General features: G+C 45.1%; 3 protein-coding genes. All 3 read left to right on the forward strand.

Translation table 11 applies throughout. The features are described 5' to 3' along the window. Position 1 precedes the first annotated feature (1 nt). The gene (locus F8S12_RS11260) at positions 2 to 4,942 is read left to right on the forward strand and encodes a type I polyketide synthase (RefSeq protein WP_196516380.1); all 4,941 of its coding nucleotides are present in this window, start codon (positions 2 to 4) and stop codon (positions 4,940 to 4,942) included. After that, a complete protein-coding gene (locus F8S12_RS11265) occupies positions 4,939 to 11,601 on the forward strand; it encodes a type I polyketide synthase (protein WP_196516381.1) in 6,663 nt (2,220 codons plus the stop codon). Before F8S12_RS11260 ends, F8S12_RS11265 begins: the two co-directional genes overlap by 4 nt. Positions 11,602 to 11,612: 11 nt before the next feature. Continuing rightward, a partial coding sequence (locus tag F8S12_RS11270; protein ID WP_196516382.1) for a type I polyketide synthase occupies positions 11,613 to 13,620 on the forward strand: 2,008 nt, incomplete at its 3' end.

A 13,620-nucleotide genomic window follows, 5' to 3' on the forward strand; every position in this document is an offset into this window, starting at 1 on the left:
AATGAATGAGATGGGAAAGGATTTTGAACCAATTGCAATTGTTGGAATCGGCTGCCGGTTTCCTGGTGCTAATGACCCGGAAGCTTTTTGGCAACTTCTGCGAGATGGGGTGAATGCAATTACCGAAGTGCCGGCAAATCGCTGGGATATTGAGTCTTTTTATGATGCTAACCCAGCAACACCGTTCAAGATGAATACCCGTTGGGGTGGTTTTTTGGATCAGGTGGATCAGTTTGACCCTCAGTTTTTTGGTATTTCTCCCCGCGAAGCTGTGAGCATGGACCCTAAACAACGACTTTTATTGGAGGTGTGTTGGGAAGCGTTAGAAGATGCTGGACAAATTCCTGAGCGTTTGGCAGGTACGCAAACTGGTGTTTTTATTGGGATCTCTAGTTACGATTACTACGAGTTACTGATGAAAAATTACCGCAATGTTGATGCCTATGCAGCTACAGGTAACAATAATTGTATTGCTGCCCACCGAATATCTTATGTGTTTGATTTTACGGGGCCAAGTATGGCAATTGATACTGCCTGCTCGTCTTCTTTGGTTGCAGTCCACCTGGCTTGTCAAAGCTTATGGAATGGGGAATCGAGCATGGCTTTGGCAGGGGGCGTCCATGTGATGTTATCGCCGTGGGTTACGGTCAGTTTCTCTAAAGGCGGGTTCATGGCTGCTGATGGTCTTTGCAAAGTTTTTGATGCCCGCGCTGATGGTTACGTTCGCGGTGAAGGGGCTGGTGTGGTTGTCTTGAAGCCGTTGTCTCAAGCTATGGCTGACGGCGATGCAATTTACGCTGTGATTAAAGGCAGTGCTGTTAATCAGGATGGTCGTAGTAATGGACTGACGGCTCCCAATCCCCAAGCGCAGGAAGCTGTTTTGCGTTTAGCATATCGCCAAGCAGGTGTATCTCCAGAGAAGGTTAGTTATATAGAAGCACATGGCACTGGTACGAAGCTGGGCGACCCGATGGAGATGAAAGCCTTGGGAAAAGTCTTAGCAAAGAATCGGCGCCCTGACGACTATTGTGCTGTAGGTTCAGTTAAAAGTAATATTGGACATCTAGAGGCGGCCGCAGGTATTGCGGGATTAATTAAAGTAGCACTGTCACTCAAACACCGACAAATTCCGCCTACCCTGCATTTTCAGCAGCCAAATCCTTATATAAATTTTCAGAAGTTGCTTTTACGGGTGCAGGATAAACTGGAATCCTGGACTGTGAATAATGGTTGCGCTCTCGCTGGGGTCAGTTCTTTTGGCTTTGGCGGTACTAATGCCCATGTGGTTTTGGAAGCTGTATCTGGAGAAATTCAAAATTCAAAAGTCGAAAGTCAAAATATAGCAGCAAGTGAACGTCCTTTGCATTTGCTGACGCTATCAGCCAAAAGTGAAGATGCTCTACGATCGCTAGCACAACTTTATCAGGAGTTTTTGGTAAATCATCCCCAAAATGCGATCGCAGATATTTGTTTCACAGCTAACACCAAGCGATCGCATTTTGACCATCGTTTAGCTATAGTCACAAAATCTACTGAGCAATTACGAGAGCAATTGAAAGCTTTTGTCAACACAATACAGACTGAAGGATTGGTTAGCAATTGCTTCCGCAGTCCTAGACCTCCAAAGGTAGCATTTTTATTTACAGGTCAGGGGTCACAGTACGTAAATATGGGATGGCAACTTTACCAGACCCAGCCGATTTTCCGGCAAACTATCGACCAGTGCAATGAAATTTTACGCCCTTATCTAGAACAACCCCTACTCGAAGTTCTATATCCAGACACCCAATCTTCCAATCCAAAATCTAAAATCCAAAATCCAAAATTAGATGAGACAGCCTACACTCAACCAGCACTATTTGCCATTGAATATGCCCTAGTTCAGTTGTGGAAATCTTGGGGTGTAGAGCCGGATATCGTCATGGGTCACAGTGTCGGGGAATATGTAGCCGCATGTGTAGCGGGAGTATTCAACCTCGAAGATAGCCTCAAACTGATTGCCTCTAGAGGTCGTTTAATGCAAAACCTGCCCCAAGAAGGGGAGATGGTAGCGGTGAATGCTTCCCAAAGCCAGGTGGAGAAGGCGATTCAGCATTATACTGAGGAAGTTGCGATTGCAGCCATTAATGGCCCGGAGAATATCGTAATTTCTGGTCAGCGTCAGGCAATTAAAGCAATTATCGCTGTGTTGGAAGCAGAAGGAATCAAAACAAAACAATTACAAGTTTCCCATGCTTTCCACTCTCCTTTAATGCAGCCAATGCTCGCAGACTTTGAGCAGGTCGCCGCAGATATCATCTATTCCCCAGCCAAAATAAAATTAGTTTCAAATGTTACCGGACAAGTGGCGACGGCAGAAATCGCTACTCCTGAATATTGGTGTCGTCATGTGTTGCGATCGGTGAAATTTGCCACGAGCATGGAAACCCTTGCTCAGTTAGGTTATGAGGTATTTGTAGAAATCGGCCCCAAGCCGACTTTGTTGGGCATGGGTCGGCAATGTCTCGGACAGGGAGTAGGAGTTTGGTTGCCCAGTCTGCGCCAAGGACAGGATGATTGGCAACAAATGCTCCAAAGTTTGGGGGAATTATTCGTGCATGGAGTGCAAGTAGACTGGTCTAGCTTTGACCGGGAATATCTTCGTTGCCCTCTTAAGCTACCAACTTATCCATTTCAGCGCCAACGTTATTGGATTCAAACGGCAGAAAATAATCCCCAAAAAGCTGAGTCTTTATCGGACGAGAAACTTCAAACTTCTGTAGTTGACTTGCTGAATAAAGGAGATATTGAACAGCTGACCCAAATGTTAACAAGTGCAGCCGAAATTTCAGCAGATGAGGCAAAATTACTGCCAAAATTGCTGCAATCTTTGGTGGAGCAGCACCAGCAGGAGATAAAATCAGTCTCTATTCAAGATTGGCTGTATGAAATCAAATGGCAACCAAAACCCCGTCAGCAAAATCTCAATATCAGCGCTACTCTGACGCGCGAACCTAGCAGTTGGCTGATTTTTGCAGACTCTAGCGGTGTAGGAGATTCCCTGGCGGAACTTTTACAGTCGCAAGGGCAGACTTGTTTTGTAGTCTATGCGGACAATACTTATAAATGTTGGCAAACTGGAATTTACAGCCTCAATCCAGCTAATCCTGACGATTTCAAACAACTGTTGCAAGATGTCGCTCAAATCAGTACGCTGCCTTTGAGGGGAGTTGTCCACCTGTGGAGTTTGGCATCAGAGCCAGCTTTGGATTTAGATATTCACACTTTAGAGCGAGTTCAAATTTTGGGTTGTGCTAGCACGCTGCATCTAGTACAGGCACTAGTTAAGCACAATGGGTCAATCTTACCGCGACTCTGGTTAGTGACTCAGGGCGCTCAACCAGTGGAGTCTCAAACGAGTTCTTCAGGAGTTGCTCAAGCTCCTTTATGGGGATTGGGTAAAGTAATTGCCTTAGAACATCCCCAATTATGGGGCGGACTGTGCGATTTAGCTGTGGAAGCCACGCAAACAGATGCCGCAAAAACACTACTGACGGAACTTTGCGATGCGGAGGGTGAAGACCATCTAGCTTTTCGCTCAGGACAGCGTTATGTAGCACGTTTGGTTAATAAAGGTGAGTTGAAATCAAAAGAAGTATCGTTAAAACCCGATGCGGCTTATCTGATTACTGGCGGTTTAGGAGCCTTGGGATTAAAAGTAGCCCGGTGGATGGTGGAGCAAGGCGCTCGCCACTTAATTTTGCTAGGACGGCGGGGGGCATCATCCCAAACTCAAGCAGCGATTACCGATATGGAGCAGTTGGGAGCTAATATTCTTGTTACTCAAGCCGATGTGTCTAATCATAGAGACATGGTTGCAGTGTTTGAGGAAATAAGTGCCTCAATGCCTCCTCTAAGGGGTATTGTTCATGCTGCGGGTGTCCTAGAAGATGGGATATTGCTGCAACAAGATTGGGCACGCTTTACCAAGGTGATGAATCCCAAGATTCAAGGCGCTTGGAATTTACACACTCTTAGCCAGAATCTACCGTTAGATTTTTTTGTCTGTTTCTCCTCAGTTACCTCTTTGCTGGGCGCACCAGGACAGGGAAATTACGCAGCTGCCAATGCTTTTTTAGATGTTCTGACACATTATCGTCAAATGCAAGAACTCCCTGGTTTGAGCCTTAACTGGGGACAGTGGGCTGATGAAGGAATGGCAGCTAGCTTAGATAGTCGTCACCAAAATCGCTTGGCTGTCTTGGGTATAAGTCGTATCGGTTGGGAGCAGGGATTGCAATTGTTCCAACAACTGTTAGGACAGCAAGGTATTGCTCAGGTTGCTGTGTTTTCAGCTGATTGGTCACTGTTAAAACAGCACTTAACGGGCGATAAAAAATTGCCATTATTGGCAGAATTACTTGGCGAAGTGGAAATTTTAGAGGAATGTGTACCAGTAAAGCAGTATGCGCTTTTACAACAACTGGAAACAGTTCGTGTAAGCGATCGCCAAATTCTCTTAATTGGATATATTCAAAATGAAGTTGCCAAATTGTTGGGATTGCGATCGCCACAATTGCCAGATCCCCAACAGGGATTTTTTGATATGGGTATGGACTCGTTGATGGCGCTCGAACTCAAGAATTGCTTAGATGCTAGTTTGGGTACTTTTCTGCCTTCGACTTTAATTTTTGAGTTTTCAAACATCAAAGATTTGGCTGAGTATTTAGTCAGGGACGTTTTAAAGTTGGGGGCTACCTCATCAGACACCACCCAATTAGCCAAAGCAAAAAAACCGCAAATAACAGTACAATCACTGTCAGATACTACCCAATTGCCTAAAGCGAAAAATCCACAACCATCAGTGCAATCGGTGGTAGAACCACTCTCTGAAGATGAGGTTGATGCCTCAGTTACAGAGCGCCTGGAAAAACTGGAAAAGCTTCTAAGGGGAAACAAATGAGCGATTTTTCGGAAAACATCAATCAACTTTCTGCCAAACAACGGCTTCTGCTTGCCCTCGATGAAGCCGCAACCAAACTTGAGGCAGTTGAGCGTTCCCAAAACGAACCGATCGCTATTATTGGTATGGGTTGCCGTTTTCCTGGCGATGCCCATAACCCGGAGGCTTTCTGGCAACAATTGCGTGATGGCGTGGATGCGATCGCTCCCGTCCCGACCGGAAGATGGAATACTGAGGCATATTATGATTCAGACCCCAATGCTCCCGGAAAAATCTACACCCGCGATGGGGGATTTCTGCCGCAGGTAGACCAATTTGATGCCCATTTCTTTGGGATTTCCCCGCGCGAAGCGGCGAGCCTCGACCCCCAGCAGCGATTACTCTTAGAGGTGAGTTGGGAAGCTTTGGAAAATGCCGGACAAGCACCTAATCAACTGATTGGCAGCAAAACTGGTGTTTTTGTCGGTATCGGACAAAATGATTACGCACAATTACAGATGTATTCTGGTAATCATCAAGACATTAATCCTTATGCTGGGACGGGTAATGGTTTTGCTTTTGCATCTGGTAGGTTGTCCTACATTCTTGGTTTACAAGGGCCTAACCTAGCAGTAGATACAGCCTGTTCAGCTTCGTTGGTTGGTGTCCATTTAGCGTGTCAAAGTCTGCGGGCTGGAGAGTGCGAACTTGCCTTAGTGGGTGGAGTCCACTTAATCTTGTCGCCGGAAATAACTATTTTTCTGTGCAAGGCTCGTGTCCTCTCTCCTGATGGACGCTGCAAGACCTTCGATGCTTCAGCTAATGGTTATGGGCGGGGTGAAGGATGTGGTGTAGTTGTCCTCAAGCGGTTGTCGGATGCGGTGGCCAATGGCGATCGCATTTTGGCATTAATTCGCGGGTCTGCGGTCAACCACGATGGTCAAAGTAGCGGTTTGACGGTTCCCAATAAACAAGCCCAGCAAGCACTAATTTACCAAGCTTTAGCCAACGCTAAGGTAGAGCCGTCACAAATTAGCTATGTGGAGGTTCATGGAACTGGAACCTTTTTAGGCGATCCCATTGAAATCAGCGCTTTAGGCTCAGTTTTGGGTGAAGGACGTTCTGAGGAAAATTCTTTGATTGTGGGTTCGGTAAAAACAAACATTGGTCATTTAGAAGCGGCTGCGGGGATAGCAGGTTTAATCAAAGTAGTATTATCTCTACAACACCAAGAAATACCACCCCATCTGCACTTTGACCAGCCCAATCCTCACATCAATTGGAATGAACTACCAATTGTCGTACCCACCTCAATCAAATCTTGGTCTACATCTGAAAAGTTATTCGCAGGAGTTAGTTCTTTTGGCTTTAGTGGCACAAATGCCCACTTAATAATTGAACAAGCACCACAACAAAGTCAAAATTCCCAAACAGTAAAACGTCCACTGCACCTATTACCGCTATCAGCAAAAACTGAAACTGCACTACAACAATTAGCCAAATCATATCAAACATATTTGGCGAAAAATCCCGATTTAGATTTATCAGATATCTGTTTTACAGCAGCTTGTGGACGTTCCCATTTTCAACATCGTTTGAGTATAGTTGCCTCAAACAAAACACAAGTAATTGAAACACTAACTGCCTTTGTAGCTGAGTCGGAAAAAACCAACTCGTTATCTCAACCGCAACCTAACAAAACACCTAAAATTGCTTTTTTATTCACCGGACAAGGTTGCCAATATCAAGACATGGGACGACAACTTTACGAAACATCTCCCAGTTTTCGGCAAACTTTGGAAGAATGCGATCGCATTTTACGCCCTTATCTAGAAAAACCACTTTTAAGTGTACTTTATCCGCCATCTGGATCAACTTCACCCATTGATGAAACTGCTTATACTCAACCGGCTTTATTTGCATTGGAATATGCACTCTGCCAATTGTGGCGTTCTTGGGGCATTGAACCGGATGCGGTTATGGGTCATAGTTTGGGAGAATATGTTGCAGCAACGGTGGCGGGAGTTTTGAGTTTAGAAGATGCCTTAAAGTTGGTGGCGATTCGTGCGCGTTTAATGCAGTCTTTGCCTGCTGATGGGGGAATGTTGGCTGTGTTTGCCGAGCAAGAATTGGTGGAGGAGGTGATTGAATCTTATAGCCAGTTAGCTGTTGCTGCGATTAATGGTGTGGCAAATATTGTGATTTCTGGTGATGATAAAGCCCTTGAAGAAGTTAAAGCAATATTTAACGCTCAAGGTGTGGAGACTAGAGCTTTAAATGTTTCCCATGCTTTTCATTCTCCCGCGATCGCACCTATTTTAGAAGCATTTAGCCAAGCTGCCAAAGAAGTAGTTTATGCCCAACCACAAATCAATGTAATTTCTAATCTTACGGGAGAACTTGCCACTGGTGCGATCGCTACTCCCGAATATTGGTCTGCTCATCTGCGGCAGCCTGTAAAATTTGCTGCCAGCATTGAAGCGCTATATCGACAAGGATATGAAGTGTTTGTGGAGATTGGGCCAAAGCCAACACTATTAGGAATGGCTCGCCATTGTTTACCAGAGGAAATGGGTGTTTTCTTACCTAGTCTGCGTTCTGGGCAAGAAGACTGGCAACGGTTATTACAGAGTTTAGGGGAATTATACAGATGTGGAGCCAAAGTAGATTGGTCTGGTTTTGACCGAGACTATAGCCGTCACCGGGTTGTGCTACCAACTTATCCGTTTCAGCGACAGCGCCATTGGGTAGAGACAGCCACCGTTGGAGCTAATAAAGCACAATTACGTGCAAAAAGCAATAGCTCACGTATTCATCCTCTGCTAGGACAACAGCTGCATTTAGCTGGGACTAGGGAGATTCGTTTTGAGTCAAACATTAGTCAAGATTTTCCTGCATATTTAGCGCACCATCGCATTTATCAAAAAGTGATTTTACCGGCCACTGCTTATCTAGAGATGGCATTAGCGGCTGGGGCTGTGGTTTTCAAATCGCCCGATTTTATTCTTCAGGAAGTTGTTATCCAGCAGGCTTTGATCCTGGAAAAAGATACTGCAAAAACACTCCAGATAATTTTGACACCTGAAGACTCAAAGACATTTTCCTGGCAGATTTTTAGCCTCAACTTTGAAGACAATAATTCTGAATCTTATTGGGCACTCCATGCCTTTGGCAAAGTTTTTGCCCAAGGGCAAAACTCACCTCCTAATGTTGATTTAGCTGCCTTACAAACTCAATATACGGAAGCCATATCTGCAAAAAATTATTACCAGCAGTTACGGAAACAAGGAATAGATTATGGTTCCAGTTTCCAAGCAATTGAAAGGCTTTGGAGCTATGAAGGGGAAGCTCTAGGGCAAATTTGCTTGCCAGAAACATTGATTTTAGAAGCAGAAGAATACAAATTGCATCCAGTATTATTAGATGCCTGCTTACAAGTAATCGGAACAGCTCTTGCGGAAGGTGATCAACAAGCAGTCTATCTACCAGTTGGCTTAGAGCGTTTACAGCTTTACCGCCGTCCCAGCACCCGCCTGTGGACTCAAGTAAAAATCCGCCAAGTTGAGGGATTGAATCAAAAGACTGTCACTGCTGAGGTACACCTATTTGATGAAAGCGGAAATGTGGTAGCTCAGTTAGAAGGTTTAACCGTCAAGAGTATCAGTCGTCAAGCCCTAGAAAAAATTCTCCAACAAGAAGATTTTGACAACTGGTTGTATGAAATTACTTGGCAAGCTCAGGCTCGTAGTTTGCAACAACAACCAGTAACACAATCAAGTAGTTGGCTACTGTTTGCTGATCAAGGGGGAATTGGCACGATGGTAGCGACTCTTCTGAGAGAACAAGGCGATCGCTGTGTCCTAGTGTGTGTTGGTAAAGCTTATGCAAGGTTAGCACAAGAACATTATCAAATAAACCCAGCCAACCCCGCAGATTTTCAGCAATTACTGCAAGATAGTCAAGAAAATAAACAATCATATAGTGGAATTATTTACCTCTGGAGCCTAGAGGAAACATCCTCAATTGTTACTGAGCGCAGTCGAAGTACAGACATTACCCTGGAAAGCTTACAGGAAGTACAAGCTGAAACCTGTGGCAGCATCTTGCATTTGTTGCAAAGTCTTATTCAATCGAAAACCCCAGTATTACCACGGTTATGGTTAGTTACCAGGGGAACTCAAATCATTGGGGAGAGCAAAATTACTCCGCAAATACACCAAGCTCCACTCTGGGGGTTGGGACGAGCGATCGCTTTGGAGCATCCTGACCTCCACTGTGTGCGTCTGGATTTAGACCCATCCACAGATAAAAATGAAATACTAAGCCTCTTAGAAGAATTGCGATCGCCAGATAGAGAAGACCAAGTCGCCTACAGACAAGGAGTTCGCCATGTAGCCAGACTGGTAAGGTATCGGTCGGCAACTGGGGAAAATCAAGAGAAAATTCGAGATTTGGCAACCGAACCCTTCGAGGTAAAAATATCTAGCTACGGTCTTCTGGAAAATCTCACCTTAGCACCGATGAAGCGCCGCCCACCGGAACCGGAGGAGGTCGAAATTCAAGTTTACGCCTGCGGACTTAACTTTAGAGATGTCCTCAATGCCCTCGGTCTGCTGCAAGAATATACTCAACAGCAGGGTATCGATTCTGCAACAAACATTCCCTTTGGAGGAGAGTGTGCCGGTAAAATTGTCGCAGTGGGTAAGAATGTTTCTAACTTCCAAATCGGTGATGAAGCGATCGCTGTGATGGCAATTGGCAGCCTGAGTAGTTTTGTCACAGTCAAAGCTGATTTTGTCGTTCCCAAACCCCCACAGTTGAGTTTTGAAGCCGCAGCCACTATTCTTACCACTTTTTTAACTGCCTACTATGGATTGCACCACCAGGCAAAAATGCAACCCGGAGACAAAATATTGATTCACGCGGCGGCTGGAGGCGTAGGACAGGCAGCAGTCCAGTTAGTTCAACGTGCGGGTGCAGAGATTTTTGCCACAGCCAGCCCTAGTAAGTGGGAATTTCTCAAGTCAGCAGGGGTAAAACACGTGATGAACTCCCGCACCCTAGACTTTGCCGAAGCAGTAATGGCAATTACTGACGGGCGAGGAGTGGATATTGCTCTTAATAGCTTGAATGGTGAGTTTATCCCGAAAAGTCTTGAGATTTTAAAGACAGGGGGACGATTTGTAGAAATTGGCAAAATCGGTATTTGGGATCAAGAGCAAGTGGAAGCAAAAAGACCCGACGCTTCATATTTTGCCTTCGATTTATTAGAAATCTCAATACATAACCCTGGTTTAATTGCCTCGATGCTTAAAGAATTGATGGAGGATTTTCAGCGAGGCACTCTCAAGCCTTTAAATTACAAAGCATTTCCGATTCATCGCGTAGTAGATGCCTTCCGCTATATGCAAACAGCCAAGCATATTGGCAAAGTCGTGATTTCCATACCGCAACCGAGAGAAGAAGAGGTTGTGCCGACAGAAAGCAGTTATTTAATTACAGGTGGTTTAGGTGCTTTAGGTCAGCAGGTAGCTCGCTGGTTAGTAGAAGAGCAGGGAGTCCGCCACTTGGTTTTAATTGGTCGTCACGAAGCTTCTCAGACAGCCCAAACAACGATCAGTAAATTACAGCAAGCTGGGGCTAATGTCAAAGTATTTCAAGCCGATGTGTCTATCCGAGAAGATATTGTCCGAATTTTGGCAGAGATTAAGGCATCAATGCCACCCCTACGAGGTATTATACATACTGCCGGAGTTTTGGATGATGGGCTACTGCTAAGTCAAACTTGGGAACGCTTTAGCCGCGTGATGGCACCGAAGATAGCAGGGGCTTGGAATCTGCATACATTAACCCAAGAATTGCCATTAGAATTTTTTGTCTGTTTTTCTTCCAGCGCCTCACTGCTTGGCTCACCTGGTCAAGGAAACTATGCAGCAGCTAACGCCTTTATGGATGCCTTAGTTCATTACCGTCGAACTTTAGATTTACCAGGCTTGAGCATCAATTGGGGCCCTTGGGCAGATGCAGGGATGGCAGAGGAAATTGCAAGTCGCGATCGCGATCGTTGGGCTGCCTTGGGTGTCAGTGCTATTAAGCCTGAACAAGGATTGCAGGTGTTTGGACGGTTGCTAGAACAAAATGTTGCTCAAGTGGGAGTCTTATCAGTCAATTGGTCGAAGTTCCTCAAGCAACTTCCTCAAGGGCTGGATTTACCTTTCCTTGACCTTTGCGCCTCAAACTCTGGGCAACCCCAAGCGCAGCAACCAGAGTTTCTGCAACAGTTAGAAGCTGCTCCTGTCAAAGAGCGTAAGACTTTATTGATGACTTATATTCGTTCCCAAATTGCCAAGGTTGTTGGTCTAAAATCTTTGGAGGAAGTAGAGCCGCGCCAACGATTGTTTGATTTAGGACTAGACTCCCTCGTTGCAGTTGAATTAAAAAATTGGCTCGAACGCGGTCTAGGAAAATCTCTGCGCTCAACTTTGATATTTGATTATCCCACAGTGGAAGCGCTAGTAGATTATTTGATACAGGATGTACTATCAATGGAGTTTTATTCAACATCTAAACAGGAATTACCAACAGTTGCGGAGGGCACTGAATTATCAGCGACTTTAAAAGAAATGTCTCAAGAAGAAATCGCAGACTTACTCGCTAAAACATTGGCAAGCTTGGATTAAAAGAGGTGTATATGAGCAGTAGCTCAACAGGTATAAATTATCGGTCTTTAATGGAAAATGCTCTGCTGAAATTGGAAAAACAGCAATCCAAACTCAGCGCCTTAGAAAATGCTCAAACTGAAGCGATCGCGATCGTTGGTTTGGGCTGTAGATTTCCTGGGGGGGCTGATAACCCAGATGCCTTTTGGCAACTGCTCCACAATGGCGTAGATGCCATTAACGAAGTACCCCCTGAACGATGGGATATAGATGCTTACTATGACCCAAATCCAGATGCCCCCGGAAAGATGTCAACTCGTTATGGGGGATTTCTGCACGAAGTAGATGCTTTTGATGCCAAATTTTTCCATATCTCCCCACGAGAGGCGATTAGCCTTGACCCCCAGCAACGCTTGCTACTGGAGGTAAGCTGGGAAGCGCTAGAACATGCTAACCAAGTTCCCGAACAGTTATTCAAAAGTTCCACAGGTGTGTTTGTGGGAATTAGCACCAGTGACTACACCAAGGTGCTTTGGCAAGCTGGTGATGCAACGCATATCGATGCTTATTTTGGCACTGGTAACTCTCTCAGTGTGGCGGCTGGACGTTTGTCATATATTTTGGGATTGACTGGCCCATCTCTTTGTGTAGATACGGCATGTTCTTCTTCTTTGGTGGCAGTGCATCTGGCTTGTCAGAGTTTACGTTTGCGAGAGTGCAATTTAGCCTTAGCAGCAGGGGTAAACCTAATTTTATCGCCAGAGTCTAATATCAACTTTTCCAAAGCCAAAATGATGGCGGCTGATGGTCGTTGTAAAACTTTTGACGCGAAAGCAGACGGCTACGTAAGGGGAGAAGGTTGTGGTGTAGTTGTTCTCAAGCGGTTGTCGGATGCGGTGGCTGATGGCGATCGCATTTTGGCATTAATTCGCGGCTCTGCGGTCAACCAGGACGGCCCTAGCGGCGGTCTGACAGTCCCTAACGGGCCGTCTCAGGCTGGCGTGATTCGTCAAGCTCTAGCAAATGGGCGAGTTGAGCCAGCCCAAATCGGCTACATTGAGGCTCATGGCACTGGGACATCCTTAGGAGATCCAATTGAGGTAGAGGCATTGGCAGAGGTGTTTGGTAAACACTGTTCCCCAGAGCAACCACTGGTGATTGGTTCGGTAAAAACAAACATTGGTCATTTAGAAGCAGCTGCGGGCATAGCAAGTTTAATCAAAGTAGTTTTATCTCTACAACACCAAGAAATACCACCCCATCTGCACTTTGACCAGCCCAACCCTCACATCAATTGGAATGAACTACCAATTGTCGTACCCACCTCAATCAAATCTTGGTCTACATCTGAAAAGTTATTCGCAGGAGTTAGTTCTTTTGGCTTTAGTGGCACAAATGCCCACTTAATAATTGAACAAGCACCACAACAAAGTCAAAATTCCCAAACAGTAAAACGTCCACTGCACCTATTACCGCTATCAGCAAAAACTGAAACTGCACTACAACAATTAGCCAAATCATATCAAACATATTTGGCGAAAAATCCCGATTTAGATTTATCAGATATCTGTTTTACAGCAGCTTGTGGACGTTCCCATTTTCAACATCGTTTGAGTATAGTTGCCTCAAACAAAACACAAGTAATTGAAACACTAACTGCCTTTGTAGCTGAGTCGGAAAAAACCAACTCGTTATCTCAACCGCAACCTAACAAAACACCTAAAATTGCTTTTTTATTCACCGGACAAGGTTGCCAATATCAAGACATGGGACGACAACTTTACGAAACATCTCCCAGTTTTCGGCAAACTTTGGAAGAATGCGATCGCATTTTACGCCCTTATCTAGAAAAACCACTTTTAAGTGTACTTTATCCGCCATCTGGATCAACTTCACCCATTGATGAAACTGCTTATACTCAACCGGCTTTATTTGCATTGGAATATGCACTCTGCCAATTGTGGCGTTCTTGGGGCATTGAACCGGATGCGGTTATGGGTCATAGTTTGGGAGAATATGTTGCAGCAACGGTGGCGGGAG

This window comes from Nostoc sp. WHI (genome assembly GCF_015714725.1).
GTDB lineage: Bacteria > Cyanobacteriota > Cyanobacteriia > Cyanobacteriales > Nostocaceae > Nostoc.

Excerpts from the sequence above, each read along its gene's own strand:
- F8S12_RS11260 (WP_196516380.1), top strand. The coding sequence starts at position 2 with ATGAATGAGATGGGAAAGGATTTTGAACCAATTGCAATTGTTGGAATC.
- F8S12_RS11265 (WP_196516381.1), top strand. The coding sequence starts at position 4,939 with ATGAGCGATTTTTCGGAAAACATCAATCAACTTTCTGCCAAACAACGG.